General features: G+C 61.6%; 27 protein-coding genes. 17 read left to right on the plus strand and 10 right to left on the minus strand.

Translation table 11 applies throughout. The features are described 5' to 3' along the window. Positions 1–5 precede the first annotated feature (5 nt). Positions 6–1,544 (minus strand): signal recognition particle protein, encoded by a 1,539-nt coding sequence (gene ffh / locus SM763_RS07740; RefSeq protein ID WP_274830318.1) that lies wholly within the window; start codon positions 1,542–1,544, stop codon positions 6–8. Between the two features lie 315 nt (positions 1,545–1,859). On the opposite strand from ffh, the gene SM763_RS07745 reads away from it, so the two are divergent. Further along, positions 1,860–2,399: a prolyl-tRNA synthetase associated domain-containing protein gene (locus SM763_RS07745; RefSeq protein WP_368998161.1), complete on the plus strand. Its 540-nt coding sequence runs from the start codon at positions 1,860–1,862 to the stop codon at positions 2,397–2,399. A 49-nt stretch (positions 2,400–2,448) separates the two neighbouring features. After that, positions 2,449–2,898, plus strand: a complete 450-nt coding sequence (rpiB, locus tag SM763_RS07750) for a ribose 5-phosphate isomerase B (RefSeq protein WP_368998162.1) — start codon at positions 2,449–2,451, stop codon at positions 2,896–2,898. Between the two features lie 98 nt (positions 2,899–2,996). Here the strand turns inward: rpiB and SM763_RS07755 are convergent, their stop codons facing one another. Further along, positions 2,997–3,578 (minus strand): FMN-dependent NADH-azoreductase, encoded by a 582-nt coding sequence (locus tag SM763_RS07755; protein ID WP_065271562.1) that lies wholly within the window; start codon positions 3,576–3,578, stop codon positions 2,997–2,999. Between the two features lie 130 nt (positions 3,579–3,708). On the opposite strand from SM763_RS07755, the gene SM763_RS07760 reads away from it, so the two are divergent. Together SM763_RS07760 and SM763_RS07765 are read left to right on the plus strand one after the other, a co-directional pair. Continuing rightward, complete coding sequence (locus SM763_RS07760) at positions 3,709–4,587, plus strand: LysR family transcriptional regulator (protein WP_065271561.1); 879 nt, start codon at positions 3,709–3,711, stop codon at positions 4,585–4,587. Beyond that, positions 4,575–5,486, plus strand: a complete 912-nt coding sequence (locus SM763_RS07765; protein ID WP_368998163.1) for a DMT family transporter — start codon at positions 4,575–4,577, stop codon at positions 5,484–5,486. The genes SM763_RS07760 and SM763_RS07765 overlap by 13 nt, the downstream gene beginning before the upstream one ends. 18 nt (positions 5,487–5,504) lie before the next feature. Here the strand turns inward: SM763_RS07765 and SM763_RS07770 are convergent, their stop codons facing one another. Continuing rightward, positions 5,505–5,849, minus strand: a complete 345-nt coding sequence (locus SM763_RS07770) for an ArsR/SmtB family transcription factor (protein ID WP_368948396.1) — start codon at positions 5,847–5,849, stop codon at positions 5,505–5,507. 59 nt (positions 5,850–5,908) lie between these two features. After that, positions 5,909–6,943, minus strand: a complete 1,035-nt coding sequence (locus tag SM763_RS07775) for a sulfite exporter TauE/SafE family protein (RefSeq protein ID WP_368998164.1) — start codon at positions 6,941–6,943, stop codon at positions 5,909–5,911. A gap of 32 nt (positions 6,944–6,975) precedes the next feature. Between SM763_RS07775 and SM763_RS07780 the strand changes: the two genes are divergently transcribed. From SM763_RS07780 to SM763_RS07810, 7 genes are all read left to right on the plus strand, one after another. Then, positions 6,976–7,320: an AtpZ/AtpI family protein gene (locus SM763_RS07780; RefSeq protein ID WP_197492345.1), complete on the plus strand. Its 345-nt coding sequence runs from the start codon at positions 6,976–6,978 to the stop codon at positions 7,318–7,320. A gap of 40 nt (positions 7,321–7,360) precedes the next feature. After that, the gene (locus SM763_RS07785) at positions 7,361–8,164 is read left to right on the plus strand and encodes a F0F1 ATP synthase subunit A (RefSeq protein ID WP_065271559.1); all 804 of its coding nucleotides are present in this window, start codon (positions 7,361–7,363) and stop codon (positions 8,162–8,164) included. Positions 8,165–8,247: 83 nt separating this feature from the next. Beyond that, a complete protein-coding gene (locus tag SM763_RS07790; RefSeq protein ID WP_008205040.1) occupies positions 8,248–8,484 on the plus strand; it encodes a F0F1 ATP synthase subunit C in 237 nt (78 codons plus the stop codon). Positions 8,485–8,569: 85 nt separating this feature from the next. Continuing rightward, a complete protein-coding gene (locus SM763_RS07795; protein WP_274833337.1) occupies positions 8,570–9,118 on the plus strand; it encodes a F0F1 ATP synthase subunit B' in 549 nt (182 codons plus the stop codon). 4 nt (positions 9,119–9,122) lie between these two features. Beyond that, the gene (locus SM763_RS07800; RefSeq protein WP_065271557.1) at positions 9,123–9,683 is read left to right on the plus strand and encodes a F0F1 ATP synthase subunit B; all 561 of its coding nucleotides are present in this window, start codon (positions 9,123–9,125) and stop codon (positions 9,681–9,683) included. A gap of 211 nt (positions 9,684–9,894) precedes the next feature. After that, a complete protein-coding gene (locus SM763_RS07805; protein ID WP_065271556.1) occupies positions 9,895–10,101 on the plus strand; it encodes a hypothetical protein in 207 nt (68 codons plus the stop codon). 191 nt (positions 10,102–10,292) lie between these two features. After that, entirely contained in the window at positions 10,293–10,667 is a 375-nt protein-coding gene (locus SM763_RS07810) for a CZB domain-containing protein (RefSeq protein ID WP_274830310.1), read from the plus strand. Between the two features lie 53 nt (positions 10,668–10,720). Here SM763_RS07810 and SM763_RS07815 read toward each other — a convergent pair whose 3' ends face one another. Continuing rightward, positions 10,721–11,491 carry a FadR/GntR family transcriptional regulator gene (locus SM763_RS07815; protein ID WP_065271554.1) on the minus strand — a complete coding sequence of 257 codons (771 nt, stop codon included), beginning with the start codon at positions 11,489–11,491 and terminating at the stop codon, positions 10,721–10,723. A gap of 205 nt (positions 11,492–11,696) precedes the next feature. Between SM763_RS07815 and SM763_RS07820 the strand changes: the two genes are divergently transcribed. The 5 genes from SM763_RS07820 to SM763_RS07840 all read left to right on the plus strand — a co-directional run bounded on the left by SM763_RS07820 (position 11,697) and on the right by SM763_RS07840 (position 17,952). Continuing rightward, entirely contained in the window at positions 11,697–12,956 is a 1,260-nt protein-coding gene (locus SM763_RS07820) for an aminotransferase-like domain-containing protein (RefSeq protein ID WP_368998165.1), read from the plus strand. Between the two features lie 51 nt (positions 12,957–13,007). Then, entirely contained in the window at positions 13,008–13,295 is a 288-nt protein-coding gene (locus SM763_RS07825; protein ID WP_274833341.1) for a hypothetical protein, read from the plus strand. 166 nt (positions 13,296–13,461) lie between these two features. Next, positions 13,462–16,917, plus strand: a complete 3,456-nt coding sequence (locus tag SM763_RS07830; protein WP_368998166.1) for a chromosome segregation SMC family protein — start codon at positions 13,462–13,464, stop codon at positions 16,915–16,917. 105 nt (positions 16,918–17,022) lie between these two features. Beyond that, positions 17,023–17,496, plus strand: coding sequence for a YbjN domain-containing protein (locus SM763_RS07835; protein ID WP_065271550.1), 474 nt, complete (start codon positions 17,023–17,025; stop codon positions 17,494–17,496). 78 nt (positions 17,497–17,574) lie between these two features. Continuing rightward, positions 17,575–17,952: a hypothetical protein gene (locus SM763_RS07840; RefSeq protein WP_368998167.1), complete on the plus strand. Its 378-nt coding sequence runs from the start codon at positions 17,575–17,577 to the stop codon at positions 17,950–17,952. Here the strand turns inward: SM763_RS07840 and SM763_RS07845 are convergent. From SM763_RS07845 to SM763_RS07860, 4 genes are all read right to left on the minus strand, one after another. After that, positions 17,949–19,118 carry a lytic murein transglycosylase gene (locus SM763_RS07845; RefSeq protein ID WP_368998168.1) on the minus strand — a complete coding sequence of 390 codons (1,170 nt, stop codon included), beginning with the start codon at positions 19,116–19,118 and terminating at the stop codon, positions 17,949–17,951. The two genes, SM763_RS07840 and SM763_RS07845, sit on opposite strands and share 4 nt — an antisense overlap. Before the next feature lie 43 nt (positions 19,119–19,161). Then, entirely contained in the window at positions 19,162–20,076 is a 915-nt protein-coding gene (cbiB, locus tag SM763_RS07850; protein ID WP_368998169.1) for an adenosylcobinamide-phosphate synthase CbiB, read from the minus strand. Beyond that, positions 20,073–21,035 carry a threonine-phosphate decarboxylase CobD gene (gene cobD, locus SM763_RS07855; RefSeq protein ID WP_368998171.1) on the minus strand — a complete coding sequence of 321 codons (963 nt, stop codon included), beginning with the start codon at positions 21,033–21,035 and terminating at the stop codon, positions 20,073–20,075. The genes cbiB and cobD overlap by 4 nt, the downstream gene beginning before the upstream one ends. 143 nt (positions 21,036–21,178) lie before the next feature. Beyond that, positions 21,179–22,153, minus strand: coding sequence for a glutathione S-transferase family protein (locus tag SM763_RS07860; RefSeq protein ID WP_368998172.1), 975 nt, complete (start codon positions 22,151–22,153; stop codon positions 21,179–21,181). Between the two features lie 223 nt (positions 22,154–22,376). Here SM763_RS07860 and SM763_RS07865 point away from each other — a divergent pair, with 223 nt between their 5' ends. Then, positions 22,377–22,745: a hypothetical protein gene (locus SM763_RS07865; protein WP_274830300.1), complete on the plus strand. Its 369-nt coding sequence runs from the start codon at positions 22,377–22,379 to the stop codon at positions 22,743–22,745. 93 nt (positions 22,746–22,838) lie between these two features. On the opposite strand, the gene SM763_RS07870 is transcribed toward SM763_RS07865, so the two are convergent. Next, complete coding sequence (locus SM763_RS07870; RefSeq protein WP_368998173.1) at positions 22,839–24,011, minus strand: MalY/PatB family protein; 1,173 nt, start codon at positions 24,009–24,011, stop codon at positions 22,839–22,841. Between the last annotated feature and the right edge of the window lie 81 nt (positions 24,012–24,092).

Genomic DNA, 24,092 nt, shown 5'->3' on the forward strand with positions numbered 1-24,092 from the left:
AGCTGTTACTTCTTCTTGCCAAAACCGGAGAGACCACCGGGTAGACCGCCCATGCCGCCCAGACCCGGCAGACCGCCGGGCAGGCCACCCTTGCCGCCCATCGCCTTGGCCGCGGCTTCCAGCGCCTTGGGGTCCATCTGGCTGGGATCCATTCCGCCGGGCATGCCGCCTGCCATATCGGGCATGCCGCCGCCTTTGCCGAACATGCCTTTCATGGCCTGTTTCAGCATCTTGCCTTTGCCCATCTTGCCCATCTTCTTCATCACGTCCGCCATCTGGCGGTGCATCTTCAGAAGCTTGTTGAGGTCGGAGACCTCCATGCCGGAGCCGGCGGCGATGCGTTTCTTGCGCGAGGCCTGCAGCAGCGCGGGGTTGGCGCGTTCTTTCTTGGTCATCGACTGGATCATGGCGATCTGGCGCTTCAGCACCTTGTCGTCCATGCCGGAATCCTCGACCTGTTTGGCCATCTTCGCCATGCCCGGCATCATCTGCATCATGCCCTGCATGCCGCCCATCTGGAGCATCTGTTCCAGCTGCATCTTCAGGTCATTCATATTGAAATGACCCTTCATCATGCGCTTCATCATACGCTCGGCCTGTTCGGCCTCGATGGTTTCCTGGGCCTTTTCGACCAGGGCCACAATGTCGCCCATGCCCAGAATCCGGCCCGCGATCCGGTCCGGTTCAAAGGTTTCGATGGCGTCCATCTTCTCGCCCAGACCGACAAAGCGGATCGGCTTGCCGGTAACGGCGCGCATCGACAGGGCGGCACCGCCGCGTCCGTCGCCATCCATCCGGGTCAGGACCACGCCGGAGATGCCGATCTTGGCATCGAACTCCTCGGCGACTTCGACCGCGACCTGACCGGTTAGACCGTCGACGACCAGCAGGGTTTCACGCGGCGAGACGACATCGCGCACGTCTTCGACTTCCTGCATGAGGACTTCGTCGATCTGCAAGCGGCCGGCAGTATCCAGCATATAGACGTCATAACCACCCAGCGCCGCCTGCTGTTTGGCGCGCTTGGCGATGTCGACGGGTTTCTGGCCCGGTACGATGGGCAGGGTGTCGACGCCGATCTGGGTGCCCAGAACGGCCAGCTGGTCCATCGCTGCGGGGCGATAAACGTCGAGCGAGGCCATCAGGACCTTCTTGCCGTCTTTTTCCTTCAGCCGTTTGGCCAGCTTACCGGTGGTGGTGGTCTTACCCGAGCCCTGCAGACCGACCATCAGGATCGGTGCGGGCGGGTTGTCGATTTTCAGCGCACCGGGATCGCCTTCGCCCTGCAGTGTCTCGACCAGCGCATCGTGCACGATCTTGACGACCTGCTGACCGGGGGTGACCGATTTGGTCACGGCCTGACCGGTGGCCTGGTTTTGCACCTTCTTGACGAATTCGCGGGCGACCGGCAGCGAAACGTCTGCCTCCAGAAGCGCGACACGCACCTCGCGCAGGGCGGTCTTGACGTCTTCCTCGGACAGGGCGCCCTGTTTTGTCAGCCGGTCAAATACACCGGAAAGGCGTTCGGATAGATTTTCAAACATGCCTTGCGGCCTCCTTGAGCCGGTTACGGTTTCCTGCCCCCGTATGTAGGGGCCATGACGCCCATGCACAAATGCCCCCACGGGCGTAACACGCTGGTGGAGGGCGATCCCCGGCAAATGCACGGGGACCGGAAGACTCGGGCGATCTTCCGGAAAGTTGGCTGTCGATACGCCGGATGGGGGCAGGAGTCAACCGCGCGGGCCAGAGCAGGCCGTTGCAGAGCGCGCCTGCGATGGGGCCGCATTGTGCCTGCGGCCGATTTGCGGCAATAGAGGGGTCAACTGGACAGTTCAGATAGAGCGGAATGCGAGCCTATGGAAGCGAAAGCGGACGCCACAGCCGATCAACTTGATGACATGCCTGTTTCCTCGGACGCACTCTTGGCGCGGCTGGAGGATTGGGGGCTGACCTACAGGCTGCATGAACATGTGCCGCTCCGGACCGTGGAAGAGGCCAAGACGGTCGAGGCCGACATGGCCGAGCCGGGTGTCTCGGCGCTGAAGATCAAGAACCTCTATTTGCGTGACCGCAAGAAGCGGAATTATCTGATCTCGGTCGAGCAGGACCGCGAGGTTGACCTCAAGGCACTGGGCAAGGAGATCGGCGCGCCCGGGCTCAGCTTTGGATCGGCAGACCGATTGATGGAGCATCTGGGCATCCGGCCCGGCGCTGTCAGCCCGCTGGCGATGATCACCGGCGTCGAAAAGAACGTGACATTCTATCTGGATCGCGCCGCGCAGGACGTGGATGTGATCAACATGCATCCGCTGGTCAACGACCGCACCGTGGTCATGCCGCGCGGCGATCTGCTGGCATTCTTCGACCGCATCGGGGTTGCGGTAAACTGGATCTGAGGCACAGCCGCCGTCTGATCCGCAACATCATCAAGGGAACACCTTTATCATGGCAGACACCAAACGTATCGTTCTTTCCAGCGATCATGCCGCGATCGACATGCGGCAGGCCATCGCCAAGCATATCGAGGCACAGGGCTGGGAGGTGGTTGACATCGGCCCGACCTCGCCGGAAAGCACCCATTACCCCAAGCACGGCGAAGCAGCGGCGCAGAAAGTGGCTTCGGGCGATTGCCACCTGGGCATCATCCTTTGTGGCACCGGGCAGGGCATCATGATGGCCGCGAACAAAGTCAAAGGCATCCGCTGCGGCGTTTGCTCTGACCCGTTTTCGGCCCGGATGATCCGCGAACACAACGATGCCAATATCCTGTCGATCGGTGCCCGCGTGGTGGGTGAAGGTCTGGCGCTGGAGATCGCTGACGCTTTTCTGTCTGCCGAATTCGAAGGTGGCCGCCACGCAACACGCGTCGACATGATCAAAGAGATCGAGGCCTGATCGCCCGGCCTGTTGCCATTCAGGCAGCATTTTAAACGCAAAGAGCCCCCGATGCGGGGGCTCTTTTGTTTTTTGTGTGTCCCGAGAAGGGCCGGGGATCAGGCCGCCAGCGACTCGATCTGGGTGTTGGCGCGCGCCAGGGCTGCATCCGCATCGACGGCCAGCGTGTCAGCCGCCACGATTTCGACGTCGGTGATGCCCATGAAGCCCAGCATGTAGCGCAGGTAGCCGGAGGCAAAGTCGATGGAGGAGCCGATTTCGGTACCGCCGGAGGCGAGGGCGATAATCGCGCGCTTGCCCTCCAGCAGGCCAACCGGGCCTTGATCGGTGTATTTGAAGGTCACGCCGACGCGGGCAACCAGATCGATCCAGGCCTTGAGGCTGGAGGCAACGGCAAAGTTGTAGATCGGCGCGCCGATGACCAGTGTGTCTGCGGCTTTCAGTTCTTCCACCAAGGCATCGGACTGGGCCAGAAGCTGTTTCTGCTCGTCGCTGCGCTGATCGGCCGGGGTGAAGTTGGCATTGATCCAGTCCTCGCTCAGCATCGGCAGCGGCGTGGCCAGATCGCGGCGGACAACTGTGTCTGCTGCCAGGCGGTCAACGATCTTGGCGCTGAGGTCACGGGACACCGAACCTTCGCGGCGGGCCGAGGAGTCGATATGCAATACGGTCTTGGTCATTGTCTTTTTCCTGTTCACGAGTGAAGCTCTGCTATTGAGATGTACGATTGCAAAACTGAACACAATCGCTGATAAATCACAGCTCGTGTGCGTGCGTGCGCAACTGGGTAATTTGCAGACGGAGACCGGAATGGAAAACTGGGATGAGGTGCGTACGGCCTATCAGGTGGCTCGCATGGGAACGGTCAGCGGCGCGGCAGAGGTTCTGGGGGTCCACCACGCCACGGTCATCCGCCATATCGACGCAATCGAAGCCCGGATGGGGGTGAAACTGTTCCAGCGTCACGCGCGCGGCTATACCCCGACCGAAGCGGGGCAGGACCTGCTGCGGGTGGCGCAGACCACGGACGATCAGTTCAGCCAGCTGGCCGGGCGGCTCAAAGGGCAGGGGGATGAGGTCACGGGCGAGCTGGTGGTGACCTCTCTGTCGTCCCTCTCGCATCTTCTGGTGCCGGTGCTGACCGAGTTTCAGCAGATGCATCCTGGATTGATCATCCGCTATCTGACCGGCGAGCGCCTGTTTCGGCTGGAATATGGTGAGGCGCATGTGGCGCTGCGGGCGGGCAATGCCCCCGATCAACCCGATAACGTGGTGCAACCCTTTCTGAGCCAGCGAGTGGGGCTGTTCGCCACCCAGAGTTACGTGGACAAGCACGGCATGCTGAATGGGGTAGAGGATCTGCCGAACCACCGTTTCGTCGGCAGCGACAACGCAGACAGCCGGGCGCCCTTTAACAGGTGGCTGCGGGATCACACTACGCCCGAGACGATCATGTTCCGCTGCACGGACGGTGTTGCGATGCAGGAGGCCATTCTTGCCGATGCCGGGATCGGTTTCATGTCCCTGTGGGAAGCCGCCCGGCACAGTAATCTGGTGCCGATGATGGAGCCGCTGAAGGAATGGGAAGGCAGCCTGTGGCTGGTGACCCACGTGGACCTGCACCGTACCAACAAGGTGCAGAGCTTCCTGAAGTTCCTGAAGGAAAGGTCGAAAGAATGGGTGGCCTGACCCCGGCTCTGCGCGGCCATATCGCCATGCTGCTGTTCTCGGCTCTGGTGGCGGGGTCTTTCTCGCTTGGGGTAATGGTTGCCAATGAAATCGCCCCGGCGGCGCTCAACGCGGCGCGGTTTGCCCTTGCGGCGGTGCTGATCGGCGCTGTGGCGCTCGGCACGCGGAAGTTCCGCGCCAGCCATTTTCGCGCTCCATGGCGGTTTCTGGTGCTGGGCGGACTGTTCGCGGCCTATTTTGTGCTGATGTTCTATGGGCTGAAGACAGCAGATCCGGTCAGCGCCTCAGCGGTCTTTACCCTGACGCCGGTGATGAGCGGGGTCTTCGGCTGGATCCTGCTGCGGCAGGTGACAACGCCGCGTATGGCGCTGGCGCTGGCCATCGGAGCCACCGGCGCGCTCTGGGTCATCTTCCACGCCGATTGGTCCGCCTTTACCGCCTTTGAGATCGGGCAGGGCGAAATGATCTATTTCATCGGCTGTGTTTCCCACGCGATCTATACCCCTATGGTGCGCAAGCTGAACCGGGGCGAGCCTGCGGTGGTCTTTACCTTCGGGATGCTGATCGCTGGCGGGGTGATCCTGACCGTCTTTGGCTGGAACGATATCCGCAGCACGGATTGGATGAACCTGCCGGGCATTGTCTGGATCGGACTTTTCTATCTGGCGATCTTTGCCAGCGCGACGACCTTTGTCCTGCTGCAATACGCAACCCTGCACCTGCCCTCGGCCAAGGTCATGGCTTATACTTATCTGACGCCCAGCTGGGTGATTGTCTGGGAAATCGCGTTGGGGCGTCCGGTGCCATCTGGGCTGTTGCTGGTAGGGATCGCTCTAACGGTCATCGCGCTGGTGCTGTTGCTGGAAGATGACGCGAAACCGGCCCGCGCCCCGACCTGAGGGGCGGGCCCGATGGGGTTATTCGCTGGCCTCTGCCGTGTCGCTGCCGAGTTCGGTGGCGAGAAACCGTTCAAAGGCATCAAGGTTCACCGGCTCGAACTGGCCAAACCCCTGCATCCAGACCGAGGCGCTGCGCAGGGCGTCCGGTTGCAGCTTGCACCATTTCACCCGGCCGCGTTTTTCCTGCGCGATGAGCCCGGCCCGGGTCAGGATGGTCAAATGCTTGGAGATCGCCGCCAAAGACATCTCGAAAGGATCGGCCACATCGGTGACGGCCATGTCGTCTTCGAGCAACATGGTCAGGATCGCCCGCCGTGTGGGATCGGCGAGAGCGGCAAAGACGGTATCGAGATCACTAGACATCTTCGCGCACAGTATTCTGCGCCGTCTGCAAAGGGAAGCATCGATGAGATGGCTCTGGGCTACAGGCTTTGCGCGACGATAAGCCCGCCAGAGATCAACAAGAGAAGCAGAACCGCTCTGCGAAAACCCGCGTCGCTTATGCCTTTGAAGGCCCTGACACCGACAAACGCGCCGATCAGGGTAAAGGGGGCTGAGATTGCAGCGAAGAACATCAGCTCTTGGTCCAGCTTTCCGATCAGCAGCATGGCGCCAGCGGCAAATGCCAATACCAATAGATTGAACGGTTGATAGCGTTCCCGTTGTTCGTTGGCGCTAAAGCCTCTGAGTTGTAGCCAGACCAGCGGTGCGACACCCGACAGCCCGGCAAAGCCGCCCATGATGCCACCGGCCAGTCCGACAAACCGATCCGCGTGTCCTTCCGCCCGGGCTTTGGTGCGTTTTTTGGGCCAGCCTGCAAATTGCAGCAGCGCGTAGGCAACCAGAAAGCCCCCGACCGCAGATTTGACAAGGCCCGGGTCAAGCAGGGCCAGCATGGCCGCGCCTATGGGAACGCCAAGAATGCCACCTGAGATCAAATAGCTGCTCTTGCGCCAGTTCATATCTGTCGACAAGCCAAGCAGGCCTACAAGCTGCGCCGCCAATGCGGACACGATGATGAGCGGCGGCACGATATGGGGCGGCAGGACAAGGAACCAAAAACCTGACGCGACAAGCGCGGTACCGAACCCGGCGAAGCCATTGATAAAACCGGCCGTCAGAGCGCCAGAGGCCAGTGCCGCGAAGATTTGAACGTCTATGCTGCTCTCCTGAAACAATCTCTGCACACTCGGTCCTGTGCCGCGGAGATGCAAGAGTGAACATCGGCTGTCAGCACAAGGGGACGGGGGAAGTTGGCACTTCGGTTGTGGGCTGCGCTTAGGCGCTGTTTTCTTACTTAACCGGAAAGTTGAATAAGGGTTTTTGCCCGGAATCGGCGCATCTGGCCTTCTGTTCGACAAACCCGGCGATGGCGGTGGTTTAAAATGTGGTTTAATGTCAATGCGGTAGGCTGCTTGTCGCAGCCCTATCTGGGCAATTGACTCTGAGCCCCGCACCCCTTAGCACGCTCTTCAGAATTCACGTGAGGATGGCGCCCGTGACAGATGACGACCAAAAGCAGCGCATGGCGCAGCTGGAGGCAAAGCTGGCGGAGGCGCGTAAGGCCCAGGAGCCCAAGCCGCGCGTGGATGAACACTACTCTCTGGCCAATCAGGCCTGGCGGATGGTGATCGAATTGGTAGCCGGCCTCGGGATCGGCTTTGGCATCGGATACGGGCTGGACCACCTGTTTGGAACCCTGCCCATCTTCATGGTGCTGTTCATAATGCTGGGGCTTGCCGCCGGGGTGAAGACCATGCTTCGCACGGCGCAGGAGATCCAGAACGAGAAACTGGCCGAAGAGGCCGACAAAAATGCGCAAGACCGGGGCTGACCCTAAGGGGGAAGGCACTGGCGACAGGAGACACGGACAGATGGGCAAGATTTTCTTTTACGCGGCACTGGCGCTGGCCCTTGTAGCAGGGGTTGTGTTTGCACCCGAGCACGCCGCCCTGGCGATCCACCCGATGGATCAGTTCATCGTGACCCCGCTGTTCGGCGGTGACCACATTTCCTGGTACACCCCCACCAACGTGACCCTGTGGATGGGCCTCGCGGTTGTTGCAGTCTTCGCGCTGCTGGTTCTGGGCTCTTCGCGCCGCGCCATCGTGCCGAGCCGTGCCCAGTCGGTTGCGGAACTGGCCTACGGCTTCATCTACAAGATGGTTGAAGACGTTGCAGGCAAGGACGGTGTGAAGTTCTTCCCCTACATCATGACCCTGTTCATGTTCATCGTGATGGCGAACTTCCTGGGTCTGCTGCCGATGTCCTTTACCACCACCTCGCACATCGCTGTGACCGCGGTTCTGGCTGCGCTGGTGTTCTTCACAGTGACCATCGTTGGTTTCGTCAAGAACGGCGCTGGTTTCCTGGGCCTGTTCTGGGTGTCGAGCGCGCCGCTGCCGCTGCGCCCCATCCTGGCCATCATCGAACTGATTTCCTACTTCGTGCGCCCCGTCAGCCACTCCATTCGTCTTGCGGGTAACGTTATGGCTGGCCACGCGGTTCTGAAGGTGTTCGCAGGTTTTGCTGCCGCTCTGGGCGCGTTCAGCTTCCTGCCGATCTTTGCCATCACCGCAGTTTACGCCCTCGAAGTTCTCGTGGCCTTCATCCAGGCCTACGTCTTTACCATCCTGACTTGCGTGTACCTCAAGGACGCACTGCACCCGAGCCACTAAGGCAGGATCGTTCCCTCATCCGGGTGAGCTGTCCGGCTCACCCGAGACCCTAAATCACCAATTCCATCGTAAGGAGAAAACCCATGGAAGGCGATATCGCACAACTCGGTCAGTTCATCGGCGCAGGCCTGGCAGCAATCGGTTCCGGCGCAGCCGCAATCGGTGTGGGCCACGTAGCCGGCAACTTCCTGGCAGGCGCTCTGCGCAACCCGTCGGCAGCCGCCGGCCAGACCGCAACCCTCTTCATCGGCATCGCCTTTGCAGAAGCTCTGGGCATCTTCTCGTTCCTGGTCGCTCTGCTGCTGATGTTCGCTGTCTAAGACCTCAGGAACCTCAATCCTTACGGCCGGGCAGTGCGGATCATCGCGCTGCCCGGTGTAACGGCAAGTTCCCAAGGAGAACGACATGGCATCAAATACGCAAGAGGCAGCACACGGCGCGGCGGACGCAGCGCACGGGTCTGCACCGGGCATGCCGCAACTGGATTTCTCGACCTTCGGAAACCAGATCTTCTGGCTCGCCGTTGCGCTGGTCGTGATCTACCTCATTCTGTCGCGCGTGGCTCTGCCCCGCATCGCGGCGGTACTGGCGGAACGCCAGGGAACGATCACCAATGACCTCGCCGCGGCTGAAGATCTGAAAGCCAAAGCGGTCGAGGCCGAAAACGCATATAACAAGGCTCTGGCCGACGCACGCGCCGAGGCGCAGCGTATCGCCGCCGAGACCCGCGCGGAAATTCAGGCCGATCTGAACGATGCAATCGCCAAGGCGGATGCACAGATCGCCGATAAGGCCGCCGAGTCCGAAAAGGCCATCGCAGAGATCAAAGCCGGCGCGCTGGAAAGCGTGAAGGTTGTGGCGACCGACACCGCAGAGGCGCTGGTTGCAGCACTGGGCGGCAAGGCGGACGCGAAAGCGGTATCGGCTGCGGTCGATGAACGGATGAAAGGATAAGGACATGCGCACAGTTCTGGCAATTGCCCTGACCCTTGGCGCCACTTCCCCGGCCTTTGCCGCAAGTGGTCCGTTCCTGTCCATGAGCAACACCAACTTTGTTGTTCTGATCGCCTTCCTTCTGTTCGTCGGCATTCTGCTGTTCGTGAAGGTGCCGAGCCTGCTGGGGAGCCAGCTGGATTCGCGCGCCGAAGGTATCCAGAAAGAGCTGGACGAAGCCCGCGCCCTGCGGGAAGAAGCCCAGACCATCCTGGCCTCCTACGAGCGTAAGCAGCAGGAAGTCCAGGCGCAGGCCGACCGCATCGTTGCGGCCGCCCGCGAGGACGCCGTCAAAGCCGCAGATGAAGCAAAATCCGATCTGGAAACCTCGATTGCACGCCGTCTGGCCGCAGCCGAAGAGCAGATCGCTTCTGCCGAAGCATCGGCTGTGAAGGAAGTGCGTGATCAGGCCATTTCCATCGCGGTTGCAGCTGCGGATCAGGTTATCGCCAAGCAGATGACTGCAACCGAGGCGAACAAGCTGATCGACGCGGCCATCGCGGATGTGGACGCCAAACTGCACTGATCCACAGTCAGTTTAAAACCTTAGAAAACCCGGGCAGTAACGCCCGGGTTTTTGCGTTTCCGGGGTCTTCTGCGGGTCGGGACCGTTTCCCATCCTTTTGGATAGGAGGGCTAACCCGTCAGCATCGCTGACTGTTCTCCTGCCGTGCTGCGGCGCGCAGGCCTGTCGGGTATGGTGGATTGAGCAACGTTCAAAGGAACCGGAGGACGCTATGACGCCGCAGCAAAGCCGCCTGAAGACATTTCACCCGATGGGACCGTCGGGTGCGTTTGAACCGCTGGCAATCGCCGTGGCGCTGGAAACCGCAGGTGCAAGCATCATCGACACGCAATGCCTTGGCGCCTTGGGACCGGTTCGCAAACGGCTGGCAGAGACCGATCCGTCGCGTGGCTTCCTGATGGATTTTGCAGCCGCCTGAAGAAGATTAAAACGGGTTGCAACGCGCCCCTTCTCCCGCCCGGATGGACGTCCCTGTGCTCTCTCCACAGGCGGTGCCACCGGGCCGGTAGTATTTCACGGATCAGCAGCCCGGCGGCGTTAACCATCATTTACGTATGCTCGGTTATGGTTTTATGGTTGTTATGAGTAGCAGTTTTGAAAGGTGTCCGGATGGACAAGGTAGATCTGGACCGGCAGATTAAAGACGCGGTCGGCGCGCATGGATGCTGGAAACTACAGCTTAAAGAGGCCGTTGCGACCGGCAAGCTGCCTTGGTCGGCAGAGCAGATTTCCCAAGACGACCAATGCACTTTTGGAAAATGGCTGGTAAAGCTGCGCCAGGATCCCGAAATCGGTGACTCTCCGTACTTTCAGGCTGTAGCGCAGGCGCATAGTCGTTTTCATCAGGCGGCGGGTCATATCGCGACCTGTGTGGAAAAGAACCGGCGTGATGCGGCGGCAGAGCTGCTGAGCAGTGGCGATTTTCAGAAGATCGCGGATCGGCTTGGCAAGGCGATCATCGACTGGCGGAAAAGCCTGCACTAGGCGCAGATGGCTGTGTCGCGTGGGCGCAGTCGTTCAAAGTCCGCCCGTCTGGGTCAGGATTTGCTTTTTTCGTGTTCTAGCCGCTGCCGGGCAACATCGGCGTTCCGCTCGGCGCGCTGGTGGTCCATCAGGGCCTGTTTCACATAATCCAGATGCCGTTCCACGGCTGCGCGCGCTGCCGCGGGATCACGCGCTTGCAATGCGGCATTGATGGCTTCGTGTTGCTCCAGGATCGCCTCATACGAGGTATACTGCTGAAACATGACCTTGCGATTGTAGAACACCCCTTCGCGCAGCAGATCGATCATCGACCGCATCATATGCAGCATCACCACGTTGTGGCTGGCATCCATGATCGCGGAATGAAACTGCGCATCCAGCTTTGCCGCTTCTTCGGATTCGGCGGGGTTTCCAGCGGCTTTCATCTTGTCAAAGATGGTCTGGATTACTTTCAGATCATCGTCTGACCCCAGCCGCGCTGCACGTTCGGCGGCCAGACCTTCCATGTCGCGGCGGAAGGACAGGTAATCGAACAGCGCCTCATCATGGCTGGAAAACAGCTGCACCAGCGCGGGGGAAAAGGCTGAGCCCAGAACATCGCCGACAAAAACACCTGATCCCGCTTTCGAGGTCAAAAGCCCGCGTTCCTGTAATTCGCCGATGGCTTCGCGTAGCGAGGGGCGTGATACGCCCAGACGTTCCGCTAGTTCCCGCTCGGCCGGCAGGCGCTCACCAGGCGACAGGATACCTCGCAGAATCAGCTGCTCGATCTGGCGCACGACCGAGGTCGAGAGTTTTTCCGGCTGAACTTTCTGAAACGGCATCGGAGCCTCGGGATCTGTGTATTGCAGGACGGGAGTGGTTTTCCCGAATTGGTCAAATCATATGACCGCATCTCAGGCAAGACCGCAAGTCATGCGCAAGATCCGTAAAAGCCCGATCACCTTTTTGAAACAAAAGGTCAGTTATATTGACTTACCTGCAATAAAGATTGCCAATCGCCCAAAGGCGTGCAGTCAGGAGGGTCTCATGCAGCTGAAAGACATATTTGCCAGTCGTGCGATGCGGATGAAGGCGTCGGAAATCCGCGAATTGCTGAAACTTCTGGATCAGCCGGGCATTCTGTCCTTTGCAGGTGGCATTCCCGACCCGGGCCTGTTCCCGGCCGAGGCTTTTGCCGAAGCGTTCCAAGGGGCCTTGTCCGGCGGACAGCAAGCACAGTCCCTGCAATATTCGGTCAGCGAAGGGTACCCGCCGCTGAAAGAATGGATCGTTGGCCAGATGGCGCGCATGGGCGTAGACTGCGAACCGGACAACATCCTGATCACCTCTGGTTCGCAGCAGGGGCTGGATTACCTTGGCAAACTGTTCCTGTCGCCAGGGGACACCGCGCTCGTGACGGCGCCGACCTATTTGGGGGCGCTGGCCGCCTTCAACGCCTACGAACCGCGCTATGATCAGCTGAACCTTTCCGGGAACCGCACGGCACAAAGCTATCGCGATGACGCCGCACAGAATGGTGGGGCGGTCAAATTCGCCTATCTGTCAGCGGATTTTGCCAACCCCACTGGGGAGACCGTCGGTCAGGCCGACCGGGAACGTCTGCTGGATCTCGCCGAAGACCTGCAATGCGCCATCGTCGAAGACGGTGCCTATCAGGACCTGCGCTATGACGGCGATCCGGTGCCGCCTATTCTGGCGCTTGAGCAGGCGAAGAAGGGAACGCTGGACAACTGCCGCACAATCTACTGCGGCACCTTTTCCAAGACCCTGTCGCCAGGGCTTCGCGTTGGCTGGATCGTCGCGGCCCGGCCGGTGATTGCACAGATGGTGCTGATCAAACAGGCGGCGGATTTGCACTCGCCAACCCTGAACCAGATGGCGGTAAACACCGTCGCACGACAGCAGTTCGACAGCCATGTGGAAAAGGTCCGCGCCGCTTACAAGGCGCGCCGGGATGCCATGCTGCGCGCGCTGAAGCAGCACATGCCGCCGGGCGTGGATTGGACCCGCCCCGAAGGCGGGATGTTCATCTGGATTACTCTGCCTGCGGGGCTGGACGGGGCACAACTTCTGGCGCGCTCGCTGGACAGCGTGAAGGTGGCCTTTGTGCCCGGTCAGGCCTTTTTTGCCGATGGCGGTGGCACCAACACGATCCGGCTCAGCTATTCGGTGCTGGATGAGGCGGCGATTGAAGAGGGGATCGCTCGTCTGGCCCGTCTGATCGCAGAGACTCTGGCAGAGCTGGACGCTGTGTCGCCTCGGCAGGTCAGCGCAGAGGTGGTATAGTCACTTCCGAGCCTCTCCTATTGAGGGCGAGGAAGCAACCGTGAGGCGGCCATGCGTGTACTGAGTCTTCTGTGCGTTCTGCTGGTGGCGGGCTGTGATACCCCGAGTGCGCATTTCCGGGGTGTTGCGCCTGCGCGGATTACGGTTGAGGGCAGCACCTTTGATATCCGTCAGCGCGGGACTCTGGTCGAGGCGGTGCGCATCAACCCGCAATATGCGCCCCGGCTGGGACCACTGCGGCACCGGGCCAGACGGGCAATGGCGGCCTCTACCGGCTGCCGTGTCCTCTGGGTCAGCGGTGATCAGGCGGTGCTTGTCGGGCGTTTGTCCTGCCCGTAAAAGGCCAGTTCCGGCAATTTTTCCCGCTGAGGCTGTATTTCTCGGGATTATCCACAAGATATAGTGGCCAAAGAAGGCAGGCTTGCCCGATTTGGGGGCTGTAGCGTTGACTCAAGACCCGCGAACCTGCTGAGGTTCACTATCACGGAATCACTCAGGGGCGGCTTTGCGCTTTTCCAAACTCAGGCTCAATGGCTTCAAAAGCTTTGTCGATCCGACCGATCTGATCATCGCGGATGGGCTGACCGGCGTTGTCGGGCCGAATGGCTGTGGCAAGTCGAACCTTTTGGAGGCGCTGCGCTGGGTGATGGGCGAAACCCGCGCCCGGGCCATGCGTGGCGGCGGTATGGAGGACGTAATCTTTGCCGGGACGACCTCCCGTTCGGCGCGAAATTTCGCCGAGGTCAGCCTGCAGATCGACAACAGCGACCGGTTGGCACCCTCGGGGTTCAACGACAGCGATCAGCTGGAAATCGTGCGCCGGATCACCCGCGATGTGGGCAGCGCCTATAAATCCAACGGCAAGGATGTGCGCGCGCGGGACGTGCAGATGCTGTTTGCCGATGCCTCGACCGGGGCGCATTCGCCTGCGCTGGTGCGGCAGGGGCAGATTTCCGAACTGATCAATGCCAAACCCAAGGCGCGCCGCCGTATTCTGGAAGAGGCGGCCGGCATCTCGGGCCTTTATCAGCGCCGCCACGAGGCAGAACTGAAGCTGAAGAACACCGAACAGAACCTGCTGCGCGTCGATGATGTGATCGAACAGCTGGCGGCGCAGCTGTCGCAGTTGGCGCGTCAGGCGAAACAGGCGCAGCGCTATCGTGATATCGGGGAAAAACTGCGCCTCGCCGAGGGCATGCTGCTGTACCGCCGCTGGCGCGAGGCAGACGACGCCCGCGCCGCCGCTGAGGAAGAGCTGAGTACCCGCGTCACCCAGGCGGCTAAGGCTGAGGCGCTGAGCCGCGCAGCGGGCGCCAAGCGGGCCGAGGATGAGGCCGCCCTGCCGCCCCTCCGCGAAGAGGAAGCCATCGCGGCGGCAATCCTGCAGCGGCTGATGGTGCAGCGCGATGCGCTCAGCGATCAGGACGCGCAGGCACGCCAGGCCATTGAGCGGCTGACCTCCCGTATTCAGCAGCTCGGCAACGATATCGAGCGCGAGACCGGGCTGAACCGGGATGCGGGCGAAACCATCGAACGGCTGGATTGGGAACAGCGGGAACTGGCCAAGGCCAGCGAAGGCCACGAGGATCGTCTGGCCGAGGCCTCTGATCTGGCGCGCGATGCCGGGCAGATCCTTGAGGCCCGCGAGGACCACCTGTCGCAGGTCACCGAGGATGTGGCCCGTCTGGTGGCCCGTCACCAATCGGCGCGGCGGCTGGTCGAGGATTGCCAGCGTGCGCTGCAACGGGCCACGGATGAAGGTGAGAAATCCCGCGGCGCCCAGGCAGAGGCCGAAGAGGCACTGGAGCAAGCAACTGAACGGTTCGAAGAGGCTGTCACTGCCGAGGAGGACGCCCGGGAGGCCGCAGAGGCCGCCGAAGAGGCGCTCGCTGCTGCCGATGAAATGCGGGCGGACACGCAGGAACGCGAAACCGAGGCGCGCGCGCAGCGATCTGAGGCCGAGGGCGAGTTGGGCACCCTGCGCGCCGAGGTCACGGCACTGGCGAAACTGGTGGAACGGGACACTGCTGAAGGCGGCCAGATCCTGGATGAGCTGAGCGTGGCCCCGGGTTATGAAAAGGCGCTTGGCGCGGCGCTCGCCGATGATTTGCGCGCGCCGATGGCCGATGTGGACGGGCCGACCGGCTGGGTCACACTGGCGGGATATGATCGCGATGTGCCTTTGCCTGATGGGGTAGAGCCGCTGGCGAAATATGTGTCTGGCCCGGTAGCGCTGGGGCGGCGGATCGGACAGATCGGATTGGTAGATGGTGACACGGCCCGCGATCTGCAGTCGCAGCTGCAACCGGGGCAGCGTCTGGTAACGCTGGAGGGCGATCTGTGGCGCTGGGATGGCTATCGGTCCTGGGCCGAAGATGCGCCAAGCGCCGCCGCCCTGCGGCTGGAACAGCTGAACCGGCTGGAGGCGCTGAAACAGGATCTGGAACGCGTCGGTGCCCGCGCGGATGGCGCCCGCGCTGCCCATGATGCGCTGCTGCGCAAATTGGAAGAGGTGTCTCAGGCGGATCAGCTGGCTCGCCAGGCCCGCCGCGCCGCCGATCAACGCGTTGCCGATGCCGCCCGGGCGCTGAGCAGGGCGGAGGCTGACCGGAATATGGCCGAGGGCAAGCTGGAAACCCTGGGCATCGCGGTGACCCGGCATGAAGAAGACGCCATGGCCGCCCGCCTGCAATTGACAGATGCCGAGACCGCGCTGGCAGAACTCGGGGATCTGGAGCAGGCCCGCGCCATGGTCGAGGAGATCAAGCAGCAGGTGGAGGCGGCGCGGATTACCATGCTGACCCACCGCTCGGCCCATGATGAGCTGCGCCGCGAAGGCGAAGCACGCACCAAACGGGCGCAGCAGGTCACCAAGGACCTGTCGGGCTGGCGTCACCGGTTAGACACTGCCGAGCGCAGGATCGCTGAGTTGGCCGAACGGCGCGAGGCCTCTCAGGAAGAGCTGGAAGACGCCCACGCGGTGCCCGCCGAGATTGCCGAAAAGCGGGAAGAGCTGAATGAGGCCATCGAAGAGGCCGAAGCACGCAAGGCAGCAGCGACCGATGCGCTGATCGCGGCAGAGGCGGTGCTGCGCGAGACGGTGCAGACTGAACGCGACTGCGAGCGTCTGGCCTCCGAAGCGCGCGAGGCGCGGGCCAGATCCGAAGCCCGGTTCGAGGCCGCGCGGGAAACCGTGACCCATGCTGCGGAACGGATCGCAGAAGAGCAGAACTGTGCGCCTCAGGTACTGCTGGAACAGCTTGATACCGACCCTGATCAGATGCCCACGGCCGAGACGCTGGAGGCCGAGGTTTCTCGTCACAAGCGGCAGCGGGATGCGCTGGGTGCGGTAAACCTGCGGGCCGAGGAAGATGCCCGGGAGATCCAGACCGAACATGACGAGTTGGTGTCGGAAAAACAGGATCTGGAAGAGGCCGTGCGGACCCTGCGCAGCGGGATTGCCAGCCTCAACCGCGAAGGGCGCGAGCGGCTGCTGACCGCGTTTGAGCAGGTCAACGCCAGTTTCGCGATGCTGTTCACCCATCTGTTCGGCGGCGGTGAGGCCAACCTTGTGATGGTCGAAAGCGACGATCCGCTGGACGCCGGGCTGGAGATCATGTGCCAGCCGCCAGGCAAGAAACTATCGACCCTGTCGTTGCTCTCCGGCGGTGAGCAGACCCTGACGGCGATGGCGCTGATCTTTGCCGTCTTCCTGTCGAACCCGGCGCCGATCTGTGTGCTGGATGAGGTCGACGCGCCGCTGGATGATGCCAATGTGACCCGGTTCTGCGATCTTCTGGACGAGATGTGCCGCCAGACTGATACCCGGTTCCTGATCATCACCCACCACGCGGTCACCATGGCCCGCATGGACCGGCTGTTCGGGGTGACGATGCAGGAAAAAGGCGTCAGCCAGCTGGTTTCTGTCGATCTGAAAAAGGCAGAAGCGCTGGTCGCCTGATCCGCGGTCTCAGCAGTGCGGCTTTAGGTTGGGGCGCGGGCGACTTCCTTGTGTGGCCGAGACGTCCTGCTTAGGATCGGTACAAGTGTTTTCAGGAGACCTAGTATGTACCCTTCACGATGCCTCGCCATCCTCACGGCCGCTGCGCTGACTCTGCCCATTGCAGCACAGGCCGAACCCGTTTTTGCGACGGATGGCGATAGCCTTTACAGGTTCTTCGAAAATGAAGGGGCAGAGGTCGAAGCGACAACGGATAATGTTGGTGATCCCAAGCTGCGCGTGACTTATTACGGCAGTGATTTCTCAGTCTATTACTACGGCTGTGACAACAACACCGACTGCAACGCGGTCCAGTTCTTTTCCGGCTATCAGACCGAAGGATCGGTACGATTGGCAAAGATCAATGAATGGAACACGGAGAACCGGTTTGCACGTGCCTATATCTCGGATGAAGGGTCGGCCCGCATCGAGATGGATATCTATCTGGGCCGGGACGGTGTCAGTGCTGATGACTTTGCCCAGCAGGTGTCACTCTGGGCACGGGCCATGAAAGACTTCGAAACCTTCATCGACTGGTAGGCACGCACGCGGGACAGGTATTTTCGGCGTCACCGGATCGTGACCTGCGCCCGGCGGCTTTTGCGATATACCGGGGGCATGACACGTGCTTCCCTTATTGCCTGCTCTCTTGCCGCCGCCATGATCTGTCTTGGCGCAGACCCGGCTGATGCGGAAGACTGGAATCTGAAACCCGCCGACCAACCCTTTGCTCCGTCTGAGCTCGCGGCGCTGCCTGGGCAGGCCTTCGTGTTCTTTGATGACGGTGAGGCGCGGTTCGGCAAGGATGGTGCCTATTCCTATACCAACTCGGCCGCCAATGGCGGGGCCACCAGCTGGGGCAGCTACCGGATCGCACAAGATGGCAGCGTCTGCATCGATTATGTCGACGGGTTCTCGCGCTGCGATCTCTATGTGCACAGCCATGGCCGGGTGGTGCTGATCAACCAGGCTGGCGACCGGTTTCCCGTGCGTTAGAGCCGGTTTAGCAGGGCCGGAGTGGGCCAGGCGTCAGCGGGCAGGCCAAGGCGCTCCTGCTCTTTTTGTACCGCGATCCGGGTCTTGGCGCCCAGAATACCGTCGATGTCGCCGACGTCGTGACCGCGCGCCTGCAGTTTCTGTTGCAACTGTTTCATCCCGGCGCCGCTGAGGCCCTGATCGGGGCTTCCGGCGTCATAGATCGCCGCGCCTTCCAGCCGGGTCGCGAAATAGGCGGCCGTCATCACGTAGGTGAAGCTTTGGTTCCATTCGAAATAAACATCGAAATTGGGATAGGCGAGAAAGGCAGGTCCCTTATGGCCCTGCGGGACGATCAGCGAGGCGCGCATGGCTGGATCGGGCAGGCGCCCTTCGCGGGGCACGATGCCCATCCGCTGCCAGTCCGCCACCGACAGCTTTTGCGCAGGTCCGGTGAGCGACAGGTCCAGACCCTTGGGCAGGGTTACCTCCTGAATCCAGGGCTGACCCGGCTGCCAGCCCAGATGCGATAGCATCTTGGCTCCCGACATCAGTGCATCCGGCGCCGAGGTTTTCAGGGTGACATGCCCGTCGCCATCGGCATCAACGCCATTGTCCAGAATGTCGCGGGGCAGCATCTGTACCATGCCGATCTCTCCGGCCCAGGCGCCAGTGGTGCGGGCCGGGTCAAAATCGCCGTGCCGGAACAGCTCAAGCGCGGCAAAAATCTGCGGGCGGAATAATTCGGGACGGCGGCAGTCATGCGAAAGGGTAACCAGCGCATTGCGGGTGTTGAAATCGCCCTGAAAGGCGCCAAAGTCGGTTTCAAATGCCCAGAAGGCCAGAAGTACACCGCGGTTGATGCCGTAGGTGTTTTCGATGCGGCGGAAGGTGCTGTCATGCTTTTTCGACATGGCCCGGCCCCGGTCGATCCGGTTCTGGGAAATCAGTCGCCGCGAAAACTCGATGAAGGGTTTCTGAAACACACCCTGCGCCCGGTCTGCGCGCAGCACCTTGGGGTCCTGTTTGGTGCCTTTGAAGAACGCATTCACGGTGGCAGCATCGTAGCCCGCGGTCACCGCTTCCTGTTTCAGGCCCTGTACGAAGTCAGAGAAGCTGCCGCCACATTGGGCGAAGGTGCCGGTGGGCAGCATCGCGGCTGCCAGGGCCAGGATCAGTTTGCGCATGTCTTGGGCGTCCTTTCTAGACCGTGATTGCCCCAAGTGTGTGCTAGAAGATCACCGCAATAGCAACCGTCAGCAGCAGGGCAAGCCCCCAGGTTTTCCAAAGCATCTCGGTGCAGCGCCGGATTGCTTCGGCGCCGATGCCTTTGGCACCATCTTCGTGCACCCAGGGAAATTCTTGCATCTCGCCGTCATAGGAACGCGGTCCGGATAGGGCCGCATCCAGCGCCCGCGCCATGGCGGCCTCGGGCCAGCCGGCATTCGGGGAGCGATGCTTGCGGGCGTCCTCGGCAATCGCGGACCAGTCCCGCAAGGTTCCTCCGGCCAGCGCCATCAAAAGCGACGTCACCCGCGCCGGGATCCAGTTCACCAGATCATCGAGCCGCGCCGCCGCCCAGCCAAAGTCGCGATAGCGCGCGTTGCGGTAGCCGATCATGCTGTCGGCGGTGTTGATCATCTTATAGGCCAGCAATCCGGGCAGCCCGGCGATCAGAAACCAGAAGGCGGGGGCGATCACACCGTCCGACATGTTTTCGGCGCCGCTTTCGATGGCAGCGCGGGCGACCTGTGGGCCGGTCATTTCGGTGGTGTCGCGGCTGACGATCATGGCAACTGCCGCGCGACCGCCGTGCAGACCGTCCTTTTGCAGGCCCTGAACCACCGCCTGCAGATGATCGCAGAGCGAGCGCTGGGCGATCAGGATTGCGGCCACGAGGATCTCCATCAAGGCGCCAAAGAGTGACAGCAGCCAACCGATCAGCAGTCCGGTGATGACTAGGACCAGAACGGCGACCACGCCCTTGGTCCGGCGCCCGGCGCCGGAGTTGAGCCCTGCATCAAGGGCACCAACCAATTGCCCCATCAGCACCGCCGGATGCGGTAATCTGTTCCACAGCCAACGGGGTTCCCCCAGAATGGCATCTAGGATCAGGGCGGGGATCAGAAGGGTTGCGGTGATCAAAGGGCGGCCTCCAGCCGGTCCCAGCCTGCTGCCGGAGGCAGGCCAAGGCGCAGGTAGGTGTCTGAATAGGGGAAAATGCGGCTCCAGATATGGGCGCGCGCCAGTCGCTGCTGCCAGGCGGCGGCATCATCGACGTGATAGAGACGGAACAGATCGGTGCCGCCTGCCAGTTCCGCGCCTTTGGGCAGGATCATGTCGTCCATCCGAGCAGCGTCCTCCGCCAGCCTTGTGCGGGTCTGCGCCGCCCAATCTGTATCCGAAAGCGCCTGGATGCCAGTTTTCAGCGCCGGACCGGACACTGACCAGGGGCCTTGCAGTTCAGAGAGGCGGGAAATCAGCTCAGGATCGCCAATGGCAAAGCCAAGGCGCAGACCGGCCAGCCCCCAGAACTTGCCAAAGCTTTTCAACACCAGCGTGCCGGGTTCTGCCGCCAGATGGATCAGGCTCTGATCAGGGCAGATGTCGCAAAAGCTTTCATCGATGATACGGAAGGGCGCAGCCAGCTCTTCGGCTTGCCACTGGCGGCCGGTAGGATTGTTGGGGTGTACCGCGACGCAGGCTTCGGCGGGGCCTTGGCCCGTGACGCTCCAGCCGTGGGCGCGAAAGGCGGCCGCGTGTTCATTGTAGGTCGGTGTCTCAATCCGCACCCAGCGCGGATCGGCCAGTGCAGGGGCCAGGGCGATCAGCGAGGAGGCACCGGGGGCAGAAAGGATCTCGGCTCCATCCGGAACGTTCCAGAACCGGCGGGCCGCTTGATGCAGATCCTCGGTGGCGGCGCTGTCGGGCAGCGCCGACCAGTCTGCCGCCGTGAAGTCTGGCAGCGGGTAGGGTTCTGGGTTGATGCCGGTGGAGAGGTCGATCCACTCCTCACGTGCCCCGCCGTATTTTTCCATCGCGGCGGCGAGGTTGCCGCCATGATCGCGCTGCGTATTCTTGCTTGCTGTATTGCTTGCTACCATTGCAGGCCCTGACTCGTGAAAAGGCCACGGGATATCCCGGTGCCGGACCCGGGCCGTATGAAACAGCCCGGGTAATAAGGCAACCGAATGTCGCAATCAGAAGCTGCAATGCAGGCCCGAAAGCCCCAAAAGTAAGGAATACCTTAGCTCCGCTCGTGCGGCTCCAGCCAGTCGATTACCGGGTTGATGGGCAGAATCCGGTTCGGGTTAATGGTGTCGTGGCTGTAGTGATAGTGGCGCATGATGTGGTCCATGCCGATGGTCTGCTGCACGCCGGGCCACTGGTAGAGCTCACGCGTATAGGCCCAGAGGTTCGGGTAATCGATGATGCGCTTGCGGTTGCATTTGAAATGCAGGTGATAGACCGGATCGAACCGCAGGAGGGTGGTGAACAGGCGCCAGTCGGCCTCGGTCACACGGTTGCCCAGCAGGTAACGATGCTCGGACAGGAGGTCCTCCAGCCAATCCAGCGTATCGAAGAGCGGGGTGACTGCCTCGTCATAGGCAGCCTGGCTGGTGGCAAAGCCGCAGCGATAGACGCCATTGTTCACCGTGCCATAGACGCGCGCGTTCACCGCTTCGATCGGCTCACGCAGTTCTTCGGGCCAGTAATCGTCCCGGTTGCCGGTCAGATCATCAAAGGCCGAGTTGAACATGCGGATGATTTCCGAGCTTTCGTTCGACACGATGGTTTCGCGCTGCTTGTCCCAGAGGATCGGCACCGTGACGCGCCCGGAATAGCTCGGATCGGCGCGGGTGTAGATCTCGTAGGCGTAATCGTGACCGAACAGGGTGTCGCCGGTGGCACCATGCTTGTCTTTCTCAAAGGTCCAGCCCCGGTCCAGCATGTCGGGATGCACCACTGAGACTGAGATATGGTCGGTCAGCTCTTTCAGCTGGCGAAAGATCAGCGTCCGGTGGGCCCAGGGGCAGGCGAGAGAGACATAGAGGTGATACCGCCCGCTTTCGGCGGCGAATCCCGAATCGCCCGATGGTCCGGCGCTGCCATCCGCCGTAATCCAGTTGCGAAACTGCGATACGGAGCGTTCAAAGGCGCCGCCCGTGGATTTGGTATCATACCATTTGTCGTGCCAGGTACCGTCGATCAAAAGACCCATTGTTTTCGCTCCTTCCGTTCCATGCCCGCAAACTAGGCACTTCGGAGGGGGTCGCCCATGCCGACAGGCGCGCAGCCTCCCTGCGGATCTGCACAACCTGCAGGAAGCAGCAGCCACGGGCGCCGCAGTATTGAAAAAAGTTCACTTGATTTTAGGCAATTATGAGTCACCCTAGAGACGCTCAGCAGAGCCGATCAGATGATCCACCGGAAAGGCAGATGCCATGACCACCTATGTTCCGAAAGCCGTTCAAGAGGCGCTGGACGCCGCCCGCGTTCAGGGGCTGAAAAAGAAAAGCCGCCTGCGCGTGCAGGTCGGAGAGTCGCAGTTTCCGGTTCTGCGCATGTGGAAGACCGGTTTTTCGGTGGAAGAGGCAACCGCGCCGCAACTGCGGGGCCTCGTCGATCTCTATGATGGTGCCCGCCACATCTCGCAGTGCCTGATCGTCGCCTCTGAGGCGGAAGGCGGCGAAATGCGGTACGAGTTCAAGCGTTCCACTGCTGCCGCCGACACCGCGCCGCTGGATTTCTACCGCGCGCCGGACGCGCCGGTGGCTCTGATCGCTTATGACGGGGTGCATGGCGAGGCCTGAACCGAGCCCGCTCTGACCTATTCCAATTCCGAGCCCGAAGATCGGGCCGATATTTTCGGGCGCAGCGTGATCGCTGCGCCCGCTTCTGTGGAATTACTGCAGATCCGAGAAAGCCTCGGTCAGGCGGCGGCAGGCTTCCTCGATGCGGGAGCGCTGGGTGCCGAGGTTGAACCGCAGGAAGTTCTCGCCCCCGGTGCCAAAGGTGGTGCCGTGGTTGGCGGCGATCTTTGCGCCCTGTTCGACCCGTTTGGTGAATTCCTCGCGGCTCATCCCGGTGCCGGAGAAATCGACCCAGGACAGGTAGGTGGCCGCCAGCGGCATCGACGACAGGCCGGGGATCTTTTCGATCGCTGCGTCAAAGATCTTCCGGTTGCCATCCAGATAGGCGATCAGCTGGTCTGCCCATGCGGCGCCCTCGGGGGAATAGGCGGCAGCGGTGGCGTATTGCCCGGCCGAATTCGGCGCCAGCGCCAGGGCCAGCATGCGGCGCTGGAACTGTTCGCGCAGATGCGGGTCGGGGATGATCACCTGACCGGTGTGCAGCCCGGCAAAGTTGAATGTCTTCGACGGTGCGGTCAGCATCAAGAGCCGTTCGGTCACCTCGGGCACGGCGCTCTGCATCGGGATGTGGGTGTGGCCGGGGTAGACCAGATCGTGGTGGATCTCGTCCGACAACAGGATCAGGTCGTGGCGTTTGGCGAAATCCGCAACAGCCTGCAGCTCTTCCTGGCTCCAGACGCGGCCGCCGGGATTGTGCGGCGAGCAGAGGATCACCATCTTCTCTTTGCCGGTCATCTGCGCGTCATAGGCGTCGAAATCCATCTCGTAATGCCCGTTATTGTTGGTCATCAGGCATTCGACCACTTCGCGGCCCGCATTGCGGATCACTTTGGCAAAGGCGTGGTAAACCGGGGTGAACAGGACGATGCCATCGCCCGGCTGGGTGAAGGTATCAAGGCACATGCCGACGCCGTTCACGAGGCCGGTCGTGGTGAAGATCGCATCGGCTTCGACCTGCCAGCCGTGGCGGTTCTGCATCCACCATTGGATCGCGTTCTTGTAGGGTTCGTCACAGTTTACATAGCCATAGACGCCATGATCTGCCATTTCGCGCATCTTGTCGGTGACCGCAGGGGGCACCGGGAAATCCATATCGGCCACCCACATCGCAAGCCCCTCATCGGGCGAGACGCCATAAAGGCTCTCCATCATGTCCCATTTGGCGCAATGGGTGCCGCGACGGTCGATCAGGGTGTCAAAATCCATGGTTTAAACTCCGGTTGTTTGGCAGAGAAGCTACGCACAATGACGCCGCGCGCAAGGGGGGCGTTGCAGGGCGGGGTGCAA

The organism is Pseudophaeobacter sp. C1-32P7 (assembly GCF_041008775.1).
In the GTDB taxonomy this organism is placed as follows: Bacteria; Pseudomonadota; Alphaproteobacteria; order Rhodobacterales; family Rhodobacteraceae; genus Phycobacter; species Phycobacter gallaeciensis_A.